Here is a 16199-nt window from a genome sequence, read left to right as displayed (position 1 = left end):
CTTCCGGGGGCCCGGCGTCGTGCGCTAGTCCCCCGGCAGGGGCCCCCGTTCGCCTGGGGGAAGACGATGAGCTTTTACATCACGACCGCGATCCCGTACGTCAATGCCGCCCCGCACCTGGGCCACGCGCTGGAACTGGTGCAGGCGGACGTCCTGGCCCGCCACCGCCGTGGGCGCGGCGAACCGGTGCGCTTCCTGACCGGTACCGACGACAACGCTCTTAAGAACGTGACCGCGGCCCGCGCGGCGGGGGTCGGCGTCCGCGACTTCGTGGACGCGAACGCGTCCCGCTTCTCGGCGCTGCGCGACCCGCTCGGCCTGTCCTTCGACGACTTCATCCGCACCGGCACCGACCCCCGCCACGCATCGGGCGTGGCGCGCCTGTGGCGGTCGTGCGCCGCGTCCGGCGACTTCTACCGCCGCGCTTACGAGGGTTGGTACTGCAACGGCTGCGAGCAGTTCGTGGACCGGCTCTGCCCCGAGCACCCCGTGCCGCCGGAGCGGGTGACGGAAGAGAACTGGTTCTTCCGGCTGTCCCGCTACACCGGCCGCATCCTGGACCTCATCGAGTCCGGCCGCCTGCGCATCGAACCGGCCCCGAGACGCAACGAGGTCCTGGCCTTCGTCCGGGCGGGCCTGGAGGACTTCAGCGTGTCGCGTCCGGCGTCCCGCGCGGCCGGCTGGGGCATCCCGGTCCCGGACGATCCGGACCAGGTGGTGTACGTGTGGTGGGACGCCCTGGCCAACTACGTGACGGCGCTGGGCTCCGGCGCGGACTACGACCGCTGGTGGGGCGGCCCCGGCTCCGCCGAACGCGTGCACGTGATCGGCAAGGGGATCGTGCGCTTCCACGCCGTGCACTGGCCGGCCCTGCTCCTGTCGGCCGGCCTTCCGCCGCCCACGACCATCTTCGTCCACGACTACCTGACGGTGGACGGCGCCAAGCTGTCGAAGTCCGCGGGCAACGCGGTGGACCCGCAGGCCCTGACGGCGCAGTACGGCGCGGACGCGGTGCGCTGGTGGCTCCTGCGCGACGTGGCGCGGGTGGGTGACACCGACTTCACGGCGGCGCGCCTGGTGCACCGCTACAACGCCGACCTGGCCAACGGCCTGGGCAACCTGGTGAACCGGACCCTGGCTCGCGGCCCGGTCCCGGCCGCGCCGCCCCTCGCCCCCGGGCTCCCGGCCGTCGTCGGTACCGCGCTGGAGGCTTTCGACTTCCGGGCGGCCACGACAGCCTTGTGTGCGGCGGTCGGCGAGGCCAACCGCTACATCGAGTCGGAACGCCCCTGGGCGGCGACCGGCCCGCGGCGGGACGAGGTCCTGGCGACCCTGGTCGCGACGGTCCGGGCCCTGGCCGGGGAGCTCGCCCCGTTCCTCCCGGGGGCCGCCGCCCGCCTGGAAGCCCAGCTCCGGACCGGCCGCCCCGGCGTGCCCTTTCCCCGCCGGCCGGCCGGTCAGTCCCGGTAGCGCGCCTCGATGCGGTCGACCGTCTGCCGGCTCCACGCCTCGATGGCGGCCGCCTGCTCGGGGGTGAGCGTCTCGAAGAAGTACCGGCGGATGTTGCCCGCGTGCCCGAGGATCGCCTGCTCCACCGCCTCGCGGCCCTTGGTGGTCAGCCCGACCCCGACCCGGCGGCCGTTGAGCTCGTTGTCGGTGCGCTCGACGAGCTCGCGGTTCTCCATCCGCGTCAGCTGGTGCGCGACGCGGCTCTTCTCCCAGTCGAGCGACTCGGCGAGCTCGCCGACGCGCATCCGCCCGCCGGCCGTCCGGTGCAGCGTCACGAGCACGCTGAACTCCGCCTTGGAGATGCCGTACTCACGCTGCAGGTCGCGGTCCAGCTCGCGCGCGAGCAGGCGCTGCGCCTGCATCCAGCTGTTCCAGAGCGCCCACTCCGCGGGTTCGAGGGAACGGGGCTCGACCATGCCGGAATCGTATCGGACCGTGGAGTTGACGCGTCAACTCCACGGCCCTACAGTCGGCCCATGGATCAGACGGTGGTGGTCGTCGGCGGCGGGTACGGCGGGTCGCTGGTCGCCAAGGCGCTGGACGACGTCGTGCTCATCGACCCGCGCGAGGCGTTCGTCAACGCGGCGGCGTCGCTGCGGGCCCTGACCCGGCCGGACTGGGCGCCGAACGCGTTCTTCCCGTTCGGGACGCTGCTCGAACGGGGCCGGGTGATCCGGGACCGGGCCGTCTCGGTGGACCCGCGGGGCGTGACCCTGGCCTCGGGCGCTCGGGTCGACGCCGGCTACGTGGTCCTGGCCACCGGCTCGGGCTACACGTACCCGGCCAAGCCGAACGACGCGTCGACGAGCATCGCCGAGCAGCTGGACGACCTTCGCGCGACCCACAAGGAGCTCAGGGGCGCGGCCCGCGTCCTGATCCTCGGCGCCGGCCCGGTCGGCCTGGAGCTGGCCGGGGAGATCAAGGAGGTCTGGCCGGACAAGCACGTGGTCATCGTCGACCGGGCCGACCGGCTGCTTCCCGGCTTCCTCCCCGAGGTGCGCGACGGCCTGCGCCACCGGCTGGACGAGCTCGGCATCGAACTGCGGCTGGGCACCACCTTGACCGCACCGCCCGCCACCGAGCCCGGCCGGGCCGGCCGGGTCGGGGTCACCACCGGCCAGGGCGACGAGATCGAGGCCGACATCTGGTTCCGCGCCTTCGGCGTCCGGATCAACACCGAATACCTGGCCGACGGCCGGTTGACGACCCTGACCGAGCACGCGACGGTACCGGTCGACGAGCACCTGAACGTCCGGGGCTACGAACACATCTACGCGATCGGCGACATCGCCGCGCTGCCCGACCCGAAGATGGCGTCGTACGCGATGACGCACGCCGAGGTCGTGGTGGACAACATCAGGGCCCAGCTCGCGGGCGGCCGCCCGGAGGCCGTCTACACGCCGGTCCCCGAGCGCCGGATTCTGCTTCCCCTCGGCACCCGCACGGGCGTCGGCCAGCTCCCGACCCCGGACGGCGTGGCCGCGGCCACGGCCGAGACGGTCCGCGAGCGCAAGGGCGCCGACCTGTTCACCGCCCGCTTCGCCGCACGGTTCGACCGTCCCGGCGGGGCGTAAACCCCCACGACGGGGGCAGCGAGCAGACATGATCCCTGCCGCATTTCCCTACCAGAAGCGACGCCGGCGGGTCCTCGGCAGCGAGATGGCGTACGTCGAGGTCGGCGAGGGCGACCCCATCGTGCTGCTGCACGGCAATCCGACCTCGTCGTACCTGTGGCGCAACGTGCTGCCGCACCTGCAGTCCCGCGGCCGCTGCATCGCCCCCGACCTGATCGGCATGGGCGACTCCGACAAACTGCCTGGCACCGGCCCCGGCTCGTACCGCTTCGTCGAGCAACGCCGCTACCTCGACGCCCTGCTCGAGGCCCTGAACGTGCACGAGCGGGTCACCCTCGTCGTCCACGACTGGGGCTCGGCCCTCGGCTTCGACTGGGCCAACCGCCACCGCGACGCCGTGAAGGGCATCGCCTACATGGAGGCGATCGTGCGGCCGCAGGCCTGGGACCACTGGGACAAGCTGGGGGAGCGCGCCCTCCTGCAGGCACTGCGCTCCGACGCCGGCGAGGAGCTGGTCCTGCGCGACAACATCTTCATCGAACAGGTACTGCCGCGCGCCATCCTGCGCACCCTCGCCGACGAGGAGATGGAGCAGTACCGCCGGCCGTTCGCCGAGCCCGGCGAGGGGCGGCGGCCGACCCTGACCTGGCCCCGGGAGATCCCCATCGAGGGCGAGCCGGCCGACGTGACCGCGATCGCGAGCGCTTACGCGGACTGGCTGGCGAGCAGTGACGTGCCGAAACTGTTCCTGAGGGCCGAGCCGGGCGCGATCCTCGCCAGCGACTGGCTGCTGGACTTCGTCCGCGGATGGCCGGCGCAGGTGGAGGTGGCGGTCGCGGGGAGGCACTTCGTCCAGGAGGACTCGCCGGACGAGATCGGCCGAGCCATCGCCAGCTGGATGGGTGCGCTGACCCCGGCGTGATCGGTGCGGGGGCGACCCGTGCCGGCTCTCCGCGATCGCTCGGCTTGAACTCGGCTGCGTGTAGTAGACCCCCTGAACGAATACAAGGGTCGTTCCCGGCTCCCGGGAACGACCCCCTTGACCTGCTGTGGCGATACTGGGTTTCAGGACGGACGTGATCAAGGTGTCCGGCTTCCCGCGGTGATGCACACAGGATGACGCCGGCAGATTGGCGACCTGTCCCCCATAGGCCCGACCGCTGCATTGCCGGTGTTGAACGGGCGGTACGTTCGGTGCCGTGACGGGCGAGGCGACAACCGGCAGTGCTGATGAGGCTCCCAGCACGGCACTGGTGGAACGCGTGCTGGCCGAGGCGGCCGAGGTGCTGATCATCGAGGCATCCCCCTACGACCTCGACCGGCCCGGCGCCGCACGGACCGTGGTGTCCGGCGGCGGGATAGCCGAGCTGGCGAGGCTGCTGGCCGTTGTGGACGGCGGCACTGGAGACCACTGTCGGTGTATCGGATGGCCGACGATCGTCGTGCTGGACGCAACCGGCCGCGAGTACGCCCGATGGACGCTGCACCACCAGACCGGCATTCGGGGACTTGGCAGTTGCGATGCGGAGCTGCGTGACGGCCCCGGCCTCACGGACTGGCTGGCCGAGCGCGGCCTGACCGGATCACGCGAGGCCCAGCGGATGCTGGCCCGTCTGGCGGCCGAGGACGAGGAGCGTCGCCTTCAGTGGGTGCAGGCCGCGCCGCCGGTCCTCGCCGAGGTCGCCGACGCAGCGTCGCGCCAGGAAACCGGCGCCGAGGAGCGGCTCGCCGACCTGACGGCCCGGGAGTACCCCGATCCGACCGAGCGCATCCGAATGCTCCTGGCCTGGGCCGGCTTCCCCCCTCGTCATACGACCACAATGGGCGGCACGCCGTGGTACGAGTTGGCACCCGAGCGCATGCTGCTGGCCGAGCCGACCGAATCGATCTTCGACGCGGTAGCGTCGGCGCCGCCGACGCCGGCCCAGCTCGACGGTGCCGCCGAACTGTTCACGTGCTTCGGGTGGACTCGTCCGCTGCGAGCCGAAATTCCCGACCCGCTGCGCTCGACGCTGGTCGCGCACGTTACGGCGACCGGCACCGACCCGATGAAATTTCGGATGCGCCACGGATACGGCGCCTGACACCAGATCCGGCGCGTATACGATGGTCAGTCTGACGCGATGGCGGTAGCCTCGCGGATTGCGCGCTCGTACTTATCCCCGGGGCCGCCGCAGCGCCGTAGACCCCCCGAACGGATCAAGGGCCGTTTCCGACTAGCGGAAACGGCCCCTGAGCTGTGGTGGGCCTTACCCAGCACAGACTGAACGAGACGATCATCAAGTACATGCGAAGCAAGGGCAGCTGGAGGGGGTGAAGGCTGGCCACTCCCTCTGTTGGAGTCCTGTCGCCACGCTGCATCAGTCGCGGCGATCGCGTCATCCGTGTGACAAACGTCAGATGGGTGGCGCACCAGGCTCGCCGATGAGCCTGGTGCGCCCGTACACGGCCGGTCTTGTGGGCCAGTGATCACACGACGCGGGTCAGGGTGCCGGCAACGGCGTGGTGTTGGCCGAGTTGAACGCCTGCACGCCGGCCTCATTGTCGCCGTCGAACGGTGTCACCGGGCTGTTGGGGCCGAGGCAGAAGTCGTCGCCCTTCGGGTCGGCGAACCAGGCACCGACCTGGTTGAGGTCGACGCGCGTCCGTACCCCGTTTACGAGCGTGGATGAGAAGGCCTCCTGGACGATCAGCTTGAAGGTGTTCAACGAGCGGCCGCGCCGGTCGGATGTGAAGTCGCCGATGTATTCGGCGGCCCCGAACGGCGGGCCTGCCTTTTCCAGCAGGAAGACCGTGAACGTCGTGTTCGGCGGCAGATTGAAGGCGTTGACCGTGAAGATGTCGAATCCCAGCCGATCGGTGGTCAGCTGGACGTCGACGTTGACTCGGACATTAGGCATGCAGCCGGCCAGTTGAGCCGACGACGGCGTGAGCTTGAGATGTACCTGTTCGGGGAACCAATTCTTGTTGGACGCTGAGGCCGTGGCGCTCCTGGCCACAGCTCCACCAGCTGCGATCGCCCCGAGGACGAGCGCGCTGGCGATGAGTCGAGTCGTGCGACGCATTCGTTTCTCCAATCATGCAGGTGTGCTGCTCTTGCTGATGGGCGCGGCGAATCGCCTCCCGGGGCGTCGACCGGCAGGGCACGCTGAGGAAGGTTCGCCGCACCGCCGTGAGGCCTGTGCGAGGTAAGGCGTCCCGGTACGCAGGCCGGAAACGGTCGCCTGCGAGCGAGGCGGTTTGCTCAGACAGTTGGCGGGCAGATCGTCGTGAATGAACACACGAGGTCTTCTCCAGGTGCGGATGGTCAACCTGGGAACCGCTGGGACATCCGGCGTTTTCAGACCCAGGCCGAGAGTAATCGGCGAGGTACCTGGCGAGATGGCGAACCTGCAAACCTCACACCTGCATTCGGCGATGCGGCCGATCATGCCGTCTCCTCCGGCCAGCTCGGCGGTGTCCACGACGGGCTCCGCGATGCACCAGGACGTCGTTGAGGGGCCCTGCTGACGCTGGAGTCCGCTGCCGGAGCTCGGATGACGCCACCCTTGCCCGCTTCACGGCCGAAATCTTGCTTGGTCGCTCCAGTCGGGCTGAGATGTGCTGGCTGCCGGTGGCGCAGAAGCTGACACCGCATGGGCTGCGTCATTCCTGCAAGACGTTGATGATCGAGCCGGGCACGTCGGCCACCCTCATGGATGCGCAGATGGGCCATGCGGACGGTTCGGTTCAAGCGCTCTACGCGCACGTCACCGCGGGGATGGTGCGTCGGCTGCTGGACGGGCTGACCGAGATCTGGCAGGGGGCGCTGGAGGCGCGGCGGCTGCTGAATCCGGGCTCACCGGTTGCCGTGCTTGATCGGCTGCTGCGGGAGGAGGAGGGGGCATCGTGAGGTCGATGGACCAGGCAAGGTCGTCTCCCAGGTTTCTCCCGAGTGCCCGGCGAGAAGCAGTTCGGCCGGTCCCTCGTGGTGAGGAAACCGGCCGTGACCTGGTGTTTCGTGTGGTGGGCGATACTGGGTTTGAACCAGTGACCTCTTCCGTGTCAAGGAAGCGCGCTCCCACTGCGCCAATCGCCCTAGCGGTCGCCACCACGATATGCGGCGGCTCCGAGGTGGGAACGGGATTTGAACCCGTGTACACGGCTTTGCAGGCCGTTGCCTCGCCTCTCGGCCACCCCACCGTGGTGACTATCCCGAGCGGACGACGGGATTCGAACCCGCGACCCTCACCTTGGCAAGGTGATGCGCTACCAGCTGCGCTACGTCCGCACCGCCAGCTTCGTTCCCTGGCGACGGATGCAAACTTTAGCTGACCGCCAACCCCCATGCCAAACCGGTATCCCGCTTCGGCGCGTCGAAGGGGGCTGAGCTGGTGTTTTTCATGACGCGGTCGGGGATAGGGCGGCGCAGGTGCGCAGCCCGGCGTACCGCTGGCTGAGCTTTTCCGCCTTTGCGCCGGTCAGCAGGACGGGCTGGCCGGTGTCGGAGACCACGGCGGGCAGGAACTCTGCTTTGGTCACGGCGCGGGCTCGTACGGTCAGGCGCAGGACGCCCGTCTCGGTGCTCTTCGAGGTGCCGTACCACAGGAAGTTTCCCATCCCGTAGGCGACGAACGTGCGGCCCAGCCAGCCCGAGCCCTGCAGCGTGTGGGCGTGCGCGCCGATGATGATGTCGGCGCCCGCCTTCGACAGGCGGGACGCGAAGGACTTCTGCTCCGCGTTGGCGCAGCTGTTCGCCTCTTCGCCCCAGTGGTTGAAGACGATCACGAGGTCGGCTCGGGCGCGGGCGGCGGTCACGGCGGCCACGGCGCGCTCGGTGTCGAAGGCCAAGGCTACGCCCGGCTTGTCCGGGCCGGGGCCCCACGTCGACGCCAGCTCGTGCACCTGGCTGAAGCCGAGCAGCGCCACGTTCACGCCCTTCACGGTGGTGTACCGCGGGGCGTAGGCGTCCTCGGTGTTCTTCCCGGCGCCGAAGTACGGGTAGTCCGCGGCGTGCAGCGCGTCGAGGGTGTCGAGCAGCCCCACCCGGCCGTAGTCGAGGATGTGGTTGTTCGCGATGGTCACCGCGTCGATCCCGGCGGCCTTCAGGGCGTCGATCGCCTTGGGTTCGGTGCGGAAATGGTACGTCTTGGGCTCCGGCGTCCCCCGGGACGTGATCGCGGTCTCGAGGTTCACCACCGTGAGGTCGGCGTCGGCGAGCGTGGACGCGATCGGGCCGAACGCCGTCGCCGGGTTCGACAGCAGCTTCTCGGTGCGCTCCATGAAGTGCACGTCGCCGGCGAAGGCGAGGCGCAGGTCGGTGGTGGCGGCAGCGGGGGAAGCGGACGCCGACGGGGAGCCCGCGGCCGAGGCCGGCGCGGACTTCACCGCCGGGGCGGGATCGCTGCAGCCCGCGAGCAGCAGCGTCAGGGCGAGCACGCGCACCTTCACGGGCGTCACGCTAACGGGTGACGGGCCCCGGCGGCAGTCCCGTGCGCGAATGCGCTACAGTGCTTTCTCAGTGCGGACGTAGCGCAGCTGGTAGCGCATCACCTTGCCAAGGTGAGGGTCGCGGGTTCGAATCCCGTCGTCCGCTCTTTTTTATTCCTTACCCCGGAGTCGTACCGGCGGAATCGGACGCTTCGGCGCCTTGTCCAACACCCACAGCGGATTGGACACGCCCACCACGTCGCCCCCGGCGAGACGCACCTGAACCCGGACGTAATGGCCCGGCGACACCGTGACGGTCTTCGATTTTTCGGCCTTTGTCGACGGTACCGCCGCCGCCTCATCGGCCACGCCGACGATCACCTCCGCCTTGGCCCCGCTCGGCAGGCCGGTCGCGATCGCGTCCACCTTCACCGGTGACTTCGTCATGAGCACGGCGCCGAGCTGGGAAACGCCGCCGATGCGCAGATCCAGGCTGCCCCGGTACCGCGCCAGATCCGTGAACCACGCCGCGCCCTTGGCCAGCGCGCCGAGCAGATCCGGCTGCGCCGACGACGCCGACCAGACGTAGGTGATGTCGTGCTCCGGCTCCTTCGCCCAGTCCTTCGCGTCGTGGTCGTCGCTGCTGCCGACGGCGGTGAAGAACAGCGGGTTGCGGCAGGCGACGTCGTACACCCACAGCAGGTCGTCGAATGGTTTCCGGCCGATCTCGACCAGGTCCACGCCGAGGAAGTCGCGTTCGAGCATCAGCTTCGCGAGCTCGTCGCGCTTGGCCACGTCCATCGGATGGTTCCAGCAGACGAGGCCGCCGTGCGATTTGAGGTACCGCACCATCGACGCCGTCAGTCCGGGGTCGTTGTCGCGGATCGGGGGGCTCGGGAACGACGGGAAGGTCTGGTCGCCGCCGAACCAGTTCAGGTGCCGCACCAGCGACACCTCCATCGCGCGGTAATGCGTCACGCCCGCCCCGTGCCGGGCCGCGGCGGCCGCGATGACCTCGGCCCGCAGCCGCTCACCGGCCTGCCCGGCGCGGCGGGACCGGTGGAACGTGAGCCGGTCGGCGACGAACCCGGCGTTCTGCACGCCGATTCGCAGACCGGTCAGCGCATTGTCGCCGGCGGCGATGTCGGGCCAGAGCTTGGCGACGTCGTCGCGCAGTACGAAGGTGAACTCCTGCCATTGTCCGGGCTTGACGGGCAGGCACACCGTCCCGCTCGCGCCCGATGCCGTGTGCGTCATCGCGGGGAAGGGCCCGATCTGGTACCGCATCGGCGCCGTCGAAGTGCACGGCCTGGCGGTGCTCGAACGCCGCGATGCGGAAGTCGTGGTCGGTCCACCAGATGACGTCGACGTTCTGCCTGCGGGCCTGCTCGAAATGCGCGGAGAAGCTCGCGAGGCCCTCGCTGAACGGACCGTGAATGTGCATCGCCATGCTGACCGGCCGCACATTCCCACCGGCCGGCAGCGCCACACCCCAGTCCCGGGTCGGCTGCGTCGAGGGCGGCATCGCGGCGGCGGCGAGCGCGGCGCCGGCGGTCAATACGGTACGTCGGGTCAGCGTGTGGTCCACATTCCCTGACGTTCCCGGATCACCGCCGGGCGGCGCACGAGAATGGCTAAAGCTGCTCCACATGGATGTCGAGCTGACCCGATCGGGGCTCTTCGACGCGGTACCCGAGACCCCGCAGCGTTTCCGTCAGTTTCACCGCACTGCGCGGCCGGGCGCCGTCGACCAGCAGCGCGCGCACGATCCGGCCCTTGGTGGCCTTGTTGAAGTGGCTGACGACCTTGCCGCCGTGCAGGACCCGCACCGTGACGGCGTTCGGGGGCGTCCACATTCCGGCGTACGCCGACGAGCGCAGATCGAGCACCAGATCGTCCCCGGTCACGGCGTCGAGCGGCCCCTTGAGCGCCCGCTTCCAGTGCGCGGCGAGCGGGCCGACGCCGGGCAGCCGTACCCCGATCGAGCACCGGTACGGCGGGATCCGGTCCCCGACCCCGACCACGCCCCACAGCCCCGAGAAGATCAGCAGCTGCTTCGCGGCCCGCCGTTTCGCGGCCGCATCGAGGCTCGCCAACTCGAGCGCGTCGTAGAGGACGCCGGTGTACACCTTCCCGGCGGCGACGGCGGCCGCAGTCTCCAGCCGCGCGTTGCGCTCGACCTCCCCGGCCTGCCCGGCCCCGAGCCCGAGCGTGCCGAGCGCCGTCTCCGGGTCGGCCGCGAGCTTGACGAGATCGTCGAGCACGGCCCGCCGGGCCTCACCGAGCTCGGGCACGGACAGCGACGCCAGATCGAGCGCACGCCCCCGCCGCGGCGCGTCGGCCTTACCCTCGGAGGGCGGTAGCAGGATGAACACCCCGCGGACAGTACCGCCTACCCTTCGACGACCACCGCGACGGTCTCCGCGTTCACCAGCTCCACGCCCCCGCCGGCGCGCCGGATCTCCAGGAGCGGCACACCACGCTCGATCCCGAGCCGAGCGCGCTCCTCGGCACTGGGCATCCGCGACACGAGCGTGTCTCCGGCCCCGAGCCCCACGACCCGCCGCCGCGGCCGGGCCCGCACCCGCGCGACCCGCCCGCGCTGCGTGGCGACGAGGCCTTCCTCACGCAGCACGGCGAGCGCCCGCCGCACGGTCATCAGGCTGACCGCGAACTCCTGCGCGAGCTGAGCCTCGGACGGGAGGGGCCGCCCTTCGCCATACTCCCCGGCAGCGATCCGCTCGCGCATGAGCTCGGCCAGTCCCCGGTACCGCACGCGACGTTTGTAGGCCAAAGGGCCGAATGGCCATCGATCCGCCGCGACACAACCAGAACCAACCGCGGCTCACGCGTCCCGAGGCGCCCTGACGAAGCCGTCGGTCCACTGGTCCTCGTCGAGGGTGTAGGCGCCGACGTAGAAGCAGTCCGGCTCGTCACGAAACCCGGGCAGCGTCCGGGCGCGGACGATACGTTCCCGAGCCATCTGATCGGTGGAGTAGGCACCGAGAATCTTGAGGTCGTCGCCGTCCTCCTCGTGCCAGACGAGCACGCCGTTCTCGTCGCAGTGCTCGGTCGGCCGGCCGTCCAGAAACGGAGCGTGCTGAACGTGCCAGAGCAGGAAGACATCCACCCGCCGACCATAATTCGTCCACCGGTGACAGTCGCGCCAGCGGGGGTAGCGTGAACCGCGCGAGCCGGCCTCCCTCCGTATCTAGCCGCCCCACCGGGCAAGCCGAACATCCGATTCATGACCTCGGCGCCACTCAGCAAACACCGGCCGTCGCTGGTGCCGATAGACCGCCTCCTTGACCCGCGTGCCAGCGTGCCCAACAGGGTCGGCGATCTGCTCGAGGGTCAGCTCGAAGGCCGAGCCGATCGACACGAGGCTGTGCCGCAGCTCCCGAGGCGTGTTCGCAAGTGTCCCGAGGTATCAGCCCCAGCGGGCCGTTACGGGTAATGCGTCAGCGAGTCGGTCCACCCGCCCTCGCGGTGCCAACTAGCCGGAGCCATTGGCGAAGTCGTCGATGTCGGGCATATGACGTTCTGCCCACTCGCGGAGGGCGGCCAGCGGCTCGTCCAGTGAGCGGCCCAGCTCGGTGAGCCGATAGTGGACCCGCGGCGGTACCGACGGCTCGACCCGGCGGGTCAGCAGGCCGTCGGCGACCAGCGACCGCAGCGTCTGGGACAGCATCTTGTGCGAGACGCCGGGGACCCGGCGGCGCAGCTCGGCGAAGCCCAGTTCGCCGGGCTCGGCCTCGGCCAGCACCTTGACGATCATCGCGACCCACTTGCTGCCGACCCGGTCGAGCAGCCGTCGCGTGGGACAGGCGGGGTCGAACAGGTCGCCGCGGCGGCCGTCGGCACGGGAGGGCACCACGGGGTTACCACCTTTCGGCGAAGTGCGTTCTTCCGGCTGACCCTACCCGCTCCTACGGTTACCAGGTAACTGATGGTAACTACCGCTGGGAGCACCATGAGCATGAGCATGCATCTCGTCGAGGCGAACGGGATTGAGATCAATGTGGCGGTCGCCGGTCAGGGGCCGGCCGTCCTACTACTGCACGGCTTCCCGCACACCTGGCAGGTCTGGTCGGCGGTCATCCCAGATCTGGCCCGCACCCGGCGGGTGATCGCCCCGGACCTGCGTGGGCTGGGCGGGACCACCCGCGCCGCCGATGGGTACGACGCGGGGACGCTCGCCGAAGACGCGCGGGCCCTGCTCGACGCCCTGGACGTGGCGACAACCGAGGTGGTCGCGCTCGACCTCGGCGTACAGCCGGCGGTGCTGCTCGCCGCGCGGTACCCGGAGCGGGTGAGCCGGCTCGTGGTGATGGAGGCGGCGCTGAGCTCCGAGGGTTTCCCGCGGCCCTGGTGGTTCGGCTTCCACGACGTGCCGGGGCTGGCCGAGCGGGTGCTGGCCGGGCACGAGGGCGAGTACCTCGACTTCTTCCTGCGCAACGGGACGTACGACGGGAATGGGGTCGACGAGGGGGTGCGGGAAGCGTTCGTCACGGCGTACACCGGCACCGAGTCCTTGCGATGCGCCTTCGCGCACTATCGCGCGATGACGGTGAGCGGCGACCAGGTCGCTACGGAACTGAAGGATCGTCGGCTGACGATGCCGGTGACGGCGATCGGCGCGCGGTCGGTCGGCGACACGCTGCACCGGCAGCTGACGCCGTTCGCCGACGATCTCGCCGGGATCCACTTCGAGGAGTGCGGCCACATCGTGCCGCTCGACCGGCCCGGAGCGCTGCTCGCGCTGTGGCGGTAGGGCTCACTCCGGCCACACCCCTCCGCCACTAACCGCTACCGCGGGGGCTGCTCGGGCAGAAGGAGCATCGGTGCCCTGCTCGGTGGCCGCGCGCAGGAACGCCGCCGCCGCGGCGGCGTGGGCGGCGGCCGCAGCGAGCTCGTCGACGCAGATCGCCGCCCGGCCCAGCCCCTCGGCGATGTCTGCAGCCCCTGCGCGGTCTGGATCAGCGGCAGGAGCACCCGAGCTGGTAGCCGCCGGAAGCGCCGACCGCGACGCCCTCGTGCAGCGGTTCGACCACGGATCGATCATCGTCCTCAACGGCGTCGCCCTCACCGACGTCGAGGCCGCCGGCCACCAAGCGGTGCAGCCGGCCGCGCAGTTCGACACATCCCGGCCGATTTACATGGCGGAGCAGGCCGCGTTGTTGAGCGTGAAGGCGGTCGGCGACGCGTTGCTGGTCTGCCACGTGCCCAGGAACCCGAACGTCACCGAGGCGCCGGCCGCGACGGAGCCGTTGTAGGAAAGGTTCCCGGCCGTGACGGCGACGCCGCTCTGCTGGGCGTTGGTGTTCCACGACTGGGTGATGCGCTGATCGCCGGGGAAGGTGAACCTGAGCGTCCAGCCGTTGACGGGCGCGGTGCCGGTGTTGGTGATGATGATCTGGGCCGTAAAGCCGCCGGGCCACTGGCTCGCCGTGCGGTAGCTGACCGAGCACGGCGCGGGCTGCGTCGTCTGTGTGATCTTCACCGTGGCGATCTGGGTGGCGAGTGCGTTGCCCGCGGTATCCCAGATCCGGGCCGTGAGCTCAAGTCCTGTCGCAGTGCAGCCGGCGAACACCGAATAGCCGGTGTTCCAGCCGAAGGTCGCACCGGCGGCGACCGTCATTCGCTGCGGCGGCAGCGGATCGATGGCCGGGCAGCCGGCCGGGATGCCGGGCGTCGGGCCCACGAACCGGGCGAAGAATCCGGTGGACACCTGTTGTGGCTGGTTGGTGCAGTTCTGCGCTGTCGCCGTGGCGGTGACGCTCTGCCCCGGGGCCACCTGCGGCGGGTTGAATGTGAGGGACATGATCGAGATGGTGCCGGTGCAGGCGGGGATATCGGCCGGCGCGGCGTGTGCCGCCGGGCCGGTGATCGCCAGCACGCCGGCGGCACAGACGGCCGCGGCGGCGGAGGCCAAGAGCGAGCGCAAGTGGAGCCTCCCGGGCGAGCGGCGACGGAGCGATCGTCGTCAGTCGACTGCATTGATGCGCGTCTGTCAACAACCTGCTCTGCTCCTCGCCCGGGATCGTGCTCATCTCGGCCGGACGCCCTGACCAAAAGGAAAGTTACACCGGCTCAGGTGCGGAAATGCGTCACCATGACCTGCAGGTCGTGGGCCATGCGGCTGAGCTCGGCGACCGCTTTCTGCGACTGGGCCACGCCCTCGGTGGTGACCTCCGCCGCGGCGGCCAGCCCGGCGACGTTCGCCGCGATGCCGCCCGCGCCGTCCGCCGCGGCGGCAATGCCGCGGTTCATCTCGCCGGTCGTGGCGGTCTGCTCCTCCACCGCGCTGGCGATCGTCGCCTGGAAGTCGTTGATGCGCGCCACCACGCTGCTGATCTCGCCGATCGCGGCGACCGCGCCGCCGGTGTCCTCCTGGATCGCCGCGACGCGCCGCGCGATGTCCTCAGTGGCGCGCGCGGTCTCCTGGGCCAGCTCCTTGACCTCGCCGGCGACGACCGCGAAGCCCTTGCCGGCGTCGCCGGCCCGGGCGGCCTCGATTGTCGCGTTGAGCGCCAGCAGGTTGGTCTGCTCGGCGATGCCGGTGATGACCTTCACCACGGTCGCGATCTGGGTGGACGAGTCGCCGAGCTTGTTCATCTGCGCCGTGGTCGACTCCGCGACGTGCACGGCGTGGCCGGCGACCTTGGCCGCCTCGGCCGCGCTGTGCGAGATGTCGCGGATCGAGGCGCCCATCTCCTACGCGCCCTGCGCGACCGTCTGGATGTTGTCCGAGACCCGCCCGGCGGGCTCCGAGACGCCCCGGGCCTGATCGGAGGCGTCGTCCGCGGACGCCGCCATGGACCTGGAGGACGAGGTCAGCTCCTCGGCCGCGGCGGCGACGGCGTGCGCCGCGGTGGACACGGACGAGACCACGCCGCACAGTCCGCCGATCGCCTCCTCCAGCGCCGAGGCCATCTGGCCCACCTCGTCGCGGGAGGCGACCTGGGGGTTCACCGTGAGGTCGCCCTTGGCCATGCCCTGCAGCGCGACCCGGACCCGCGCGAGCGGGCGGGTGATCGAGATGACGACCACGCGCGCCAGGCCGCACAGCACCAGGGCGGCGACGATGACGGCGATCCACATGATCCGCTTGGCGTTCGCGCGGCTGGCGGCGGCGTCCTTCTCCGCCAGCGCCACGGTCCGGGCGAACAGGGCCCGTTCGTTCTGCAGTACGGCGGAGGTGAGGTAGTTGTCGACGCCGATCTGCTCCCAGGCCAGCCGGGACTGGGCCTGGTCCACCGACGCGCTGTTGACGAAGCGGGCAATGACGGAGCTGTAGTCGCTGTACACGTCGTTGATGCATTGCACCGCCCCGGCCAGCCGCGACGGCAGGTTCATCGCCTTGAGCTGGCCGAGCAGCTCCCCGGCCTCGGCCTCCTGGGTCTTGAGCAGGCTCGCCTGCGCCGCCGGATCGGGGCGCACGACGGCCTGCAGGCCGCTCACCTTGAGCTCGCTGGCGAGGCGGTCCAGCCGCAGGACCAGCGCACTGGCCGCGTTGAGCCGCTGCTGCCGGTCGGCGGTACGGTCGGCGACGCGGTCGCTGGTCAGGGTGACCACGAGGCACGCACACAGGGCAAGCAGGCTGGCGCTGACCAGCGCCGTGAGTTTGACCCACAGCGGCAGGTCGACGAAGGCCCGGGCGATCCGGTTGGCGCGGTCCGGGCGAGGGGCGGTCCGGTCGGTCAT

The 16199-nt window shown here is 70.5% G+C and carries 19 protein-coding genes and 4 tRNA genes; 9 read left to right on the top strand and 14 right to left on the bottom strand.

Annotated elements, in window-relative coordinates:
• The first annotated feature begins 66 nt into the window (after positions 1 to 66).
• The gene (metG, locus tag ACPPVO_RS50585) at positions 67 to 1470 is read left to right on the top strand and encodes a methionine--tRNA ligase (RefSeq protein WP_426506379.1); all 1404 of its coding nucleotides are present in this window, start codon (positions 67 to 69) and stop codon (positions 1468 to 1470) included.
• On the opposite strand, the gene ACPPVO_RS50580 is transcribed toward metG, so the two are convergent.
• Complete coding sequence (locus ACPPVO_RS50580) at positions 1458 to 1925, bottom strand: MarR family winged helix-turn-helix transcriptional regulator (protein WP_426506377.1); 468 nt, start codon at positions 1923 to 1925, stop codon at positions 1458 to 1460. The two genes, metG and ACPPVO_RS50580, sit on opposite strands and share 13 nt — an antisense overlap.
• 60 nt (positions 1926 to 1985) lie before the next feature.
• Between ACPPVO_RS50580 and ACPPVO_RS50575 the strand changes: the two genes are divergently transcribed.
• The 3 genes from ACPPVO_RS50575 to ACPPVO_RS50565 all read left to right on the top strand — a co-directional run bounded on the left by ACPPVO_RS50575 (position 1986) and on the right by ACPPVO_RS50565 (position 5167).
• Positions 1986 to 3083: an NAD(P)/FAD-dependent oxidoreductase gene (locus ACPPVO_RS50575; RefSeq protein WP_426506376.1), complete on the top strand. Its 1098-nt coding sequence runs from the start codon at positions 1986 to 1988 to the stop codon at positions 3081 to 3083.
• Between the two features lie 28 nt (positions 3084 to 3111).
• The gene (locus ACPPVO_RS50570) at positions 3112 to 4005 is read left to right on the top strand and encodes a haloalkane dehalogenase (RefSeq protein WP_426506374.1); all 894 of its coding nucleotides are present in this window, start codon (positions 3112 to 3114) and stop codon (positions 4003 to 4005) included.
• Positions 4006 to 4282: 277 nt separating this feature from the next.
• The gene (locus ACPPVO_RS50565) at positions 4283 to 5167 is read left to right on the top strand and encodes a hypothetical protein (protein ID WP_426506373.1); all 885 of its coding nucleotides are present in this window, start codon (positions 4283 to 4285) and stop codon (positions 5165 to 5167) included.
• A gap of 399 nt (positions 5168 to 5566) precedes the next feature.
• Here ACPPVO_RS50565 and ACPPVO_RS50560 read toward each other — a convergent pair whose 3' ends face one another.
• The gene (locus tag ACPPVO_RS50560; protein WP_426506371.1) at positions 5567 to 6148 is read right to left on the bottom strand and encodes a hypothetical protein; all 582 of its coding nucleotides are present in this window, start codon (positions 6146 to 6148) and stop codon (positions 5567 to 5569) included.
• Between the two features lie 548 nt (positions 6149 to 6696).
• Here ACPPVO_RS50560 and ACPPVO_RS50555 point away from each other — a divergent pair.
• Positions 6697 to 6975, top strand: a complete 279-nt coding sequence (locus tag ACPPVO_RS50555) for a tyrosine-type recombinase/integrase (RefSeq protein ID WP_426506369.1) — start codon at positions 6697 to 6699, stop codon at positions 6973 to 6975.
• A 111-nt stretch (positions 6976 to 7086) separates the two neighbouring features.
• On the opposite strand, the gene ACPPVO_RS50550 is transcribed toward ACPPVO_RS50555, so the two are convergent.
• The 4 genes from ACPPVO_RS50550 to ACPPVO_RS50535 all read right to left on the bottom strand — a co-directional run bounded on the left by ACPPVO_RS50550 (position 7087) and on the right by ACPPVO_RS50535 (position 8513).
• Positions 7087 to 7161 (bottom strand) — tRNA-Val (locus tag ACPPVO_RS50550).
• Between the two features lie 33 nt (positions 7162 to 7194).
• A tRNA-Cys gene (locus ACPPVO_RS50545) sits at positions 7195 to 7265 on the bottom strand.
• 15 nt (positions 7266 to 7280) lie between these two features.
• Positions 7281 to 7353 (bottom strand) — tRNA-Gly (locus ACPPVO_RS50540).
• Between the two features lie 110 nt (positions 7354 to 7463).
• Positions 7464 to 8513, bottom strand: coding sequence for a CapA family protein (locus tag ACPPVO_RS50535; RefSeq protein WP_360385291.1), 1050 nt, complete (start codon positions 8511 to 8513; stop codon positions 7464 to 7466).
• A 72-nt stretch (positions 8514 to 8585) separates the two neighbouring features.
• On the opposite strand from ACPPVO_RS50535, the gene ACPPVO_RS50530 reads away from it, so the two are divergent.
• Positions 8586 to 8658: transfer RNA gene (locus ACPPVO_RS50530), tRNA-Gly, on the top strand.
• Between the two features lie 5 nt (positions 8659 to 8663).
• On the opposite strand, the gene ACPPVO_RS50525 is transcribed toward ACPPVO_RS50530, so the two are convergent.
• The gene (locus ACPPVO_RS50525; RefSeq protein ID WP_426506367.1) at positions 8664 to 9716 is read right to left on the bottom strand and encodes a hypothetical protein; all 1053 of its coding nucleotides are present in this window, start codon (positions 9714 to 9716) and stop codon (positions 8664 to 8666) included.
• Between ACPPVO_RS50525 and ACPPVO_RS50520 the strand changes: the two genes are divergently transcribed.
• Positions 9700 to 10089: a hypothetical protein gene (locus ACPPVO_RS50520; RefSeq protein WP_426506365.1), complete on the top strand. Its 390-nt coding sequence runs from the start codon at positions 9700 to 9702 to the stop codon at positions 10087 to 10089. The two genes, ACPPVO_RS50525 and ACPPVO_RS50520, sit on opposite strands and share 17 nt — an antisense overlap.
• A 37-nt stretch (positions 10090 to 10126) precedes the next feature.
• On the opposite strand, the gene ACPPVO_RS50515 is transcribed toward ACPPVO_RS50520, so the two are convergent.
• The 4 genes from ACPPVO_RS50515 to ACPPVO_RS50500 all read right to left on the bottom strand — a co-directional run bounded on the left by ACPPVO_RS50515 (position 10127) and on the right by ACPPVO_RS50500 (position 12369).
• A complete protein-coding gene (locus ACPPVO_RS50515) occupies positions 10127 to 10867 on the bottom strand; it encodes a YaaA family protein (RefSeq protein ID WP_426506364.1) in 741 nt (246 codons plus the stop codon).
• A 17-nt stretch (positions 10868 to 10884) separates the two neighbouring features.
• Positions 10885 to 11268 (bottom strand): GntR family transcriptional regulator, encoded by a 384-nt coding sequence (locus tag ACPPVO_RS50510; RefSeq protein ID WP_426506362.1) that lies wholly within the window; start codon positions 11266 to 11268, stop codon positions 10885 to 10887.
• A 69-nt stretch (positions 11269 to 11337) separates the two neighbouring features.
• Complete coding sequence (locus ACPPVO_RS50505) at positions 11338 to 11622, bottom strand: hypothetical protein (RefSeq protein WP_426506360.1); 285 nt, start codon at positions 11620 to 11622, stop codon at positions 11338 to 11340.
• Between the two features lie 366 nt (positions 11623 to 11988).
• A complete protein-coding gene (locus tag ACPPVO_RS50500) occupies positions 11989 to 12369 on the bottom strand; it encodes a winged helix-turn-helix transcriptional regulator (protein ID WP_426506359.1) in 381 nt (126 codons plus the stop codon).
• Between the two features lie 102 nt (positions 12370 to 12471).
• Here ACPPVO_RS50500 and ACPPVO_RS50495 point away from each other — a divergent pair, with 102 nt between their 5' ends.
• Positions 12472 to 13266, top strand: coding sequence for an alpha/beta fold hydrolase (locus ACPPVO_RS50495; protein WP_426506357.1), 795 nt, complete (start codon positions 12472 to 12474; stop codon positions 13264 to 13266).
• 381 nt (positions 13267 to 13647) lie between these two features.
• On the opposite strand, the gene ACPPVO_RS50490 is transcribed toward ACPPVO_RS50495, so the two are convergent.
• Positions 13648 to 14316 (bottom strand): cellulose binding domain-containing protein, encoded by a 669-nt coding sequence (locus ACPPVO_RS50490; RefSeq protein ID WP_426506355.1) that lies wholly within the window; start codon positions 14314 to 14316, stop codon positions 13648 to 13650.
• Here ACPPVO_RS50490 and ACPPVO_RS50485 point away from each other — a divergent pair.
• The gene (locus ACPPVO_RS50485; protein WP_426506353.1) at positions 14315 to 14563 is read left to right on the top strand and encodes a hypothetical protein; all 249 of its coding nucleotides are present in this window, start codon (positions 14315 to 14317) and stop codon (positions 14561 to 14563) included. The genes ACPPVO_RS50490 and ACPPVO_RS50485 overlap by 2 nt on opposite strands.
• A gap of 22 nt (positions 14564 to 14585) precedes the next feature.
• Here ACPPVO_RS50485 and ACPPVO_RS50480 read toward each other — a convergent pair whose 3' ends face one another.
• Entirely contained in the window at positions 14586 to 15206 is a 621-nt protein-coding gene (locus tag ACPPVO_RS50480; RefSeq protein WP_426506351.1) for a methyl-accepting chemotaxis protein, read from the bottom strand.
• Between the two features lie 3 nt (positions 15207 to 15209).
• Entirely contained in the window at positions 15210 to 16199 is a 990-nt protein-coding gene (locus tag ACPPVO_RS50475) for a HAMP domain-containing protein (protein WP_426506350.1), read from the bottom strand.

Origin of the sequence: Dactylosporangium sp. McL0621 (assembly GCF_049995355.1) — a bacterium.
Lineage (GTDB): Bacteria > Actinomycetota > Actinomycetes > Mycobacteriales > Micromonosporaceae > Dactylosporangium.
The sequence above is the reverse complement of the archived record's forward strand: the minus strand, read 5'-3'. Positions and strand labels throughout refer to the sequence as shown.

Excerpts from the sequence above, each read along its gene's own strand:
- metG (WP_426506379.1), top strand. The coding sequence starts at position 67 with ATGAGCTTTTACATCACGACCGCGATCCCGTACGTCAATGCCGCCCCG.
- ACPPVO_RS50580 (WP_426506377.1), bottom strand. The coding sequence starts at position 1,925 with ATGGTCGAGCCCCGTTCCCTCGAACCCGCGGAGTGGGCGCTCTGGAAC.
- ACPPVO_RS50575 (WP_426506376.1), top strand. The coding sequence starts at position 1,986 with ATGGATCAGACGGTGGTGGTCGTCGGCGGCGGGTACGGCGGGTCGCTG.
- ACPPVO_RS50570 (WP_426506374.1), top strand. The coding sequence starts at position 3,112 with ATGATCCCTGCCGCATTTCCCTACCAGAAGCGACGCCGGCGGGTCCTC.
- ACPPVO_RS50560 (WP_426506371.1), bottom strand. The coding sequence starts at position 6,148 with ATGCGTCGCACGACTCGACTCATCGCCAGCGCGCTCGTCCTCGGGGCG.
- ACPPVO_RS50495 (WP_426506357.1), top strand. The coding sequence starts at position 12,472 with ATGAGCATGCATCTCGTCGAGGCGAACGGGATTGAGATCAATGTGGCG.
- ACPPVO_RS50485 (WP_426506353.1), top strand. The coding sequence starts at position 14,315 with ATGATCGAGATGGTGCCGGTGCAGGCGGGGATATCGGCCGGCGCGGCG.
- ACPPVO_RS50490 (WP_426506355.1), bottom strand. The coding sequence starts at position 14,316 with ATGTCCCTCACATTCAACCCGCCGCAGGTGGCCCCGGGGCAGAGCGTC.
- ACPPVO_RS50480 (WP_426506351.1), bottom strand. The coding sequence starts at position 15,206 with ATGGGCGCCTCGATCCGCGACATCTCGCACAGCGCGGCCGAGGCGGCC.
- ACPPVO_RS50475 (WP_426506350.1), bottom strand. The coding sequence starts at position 16,199 with ATGACCGACCGGACCGCCCCTCGCCCGGACCGCGCCAACCGGATCGCC.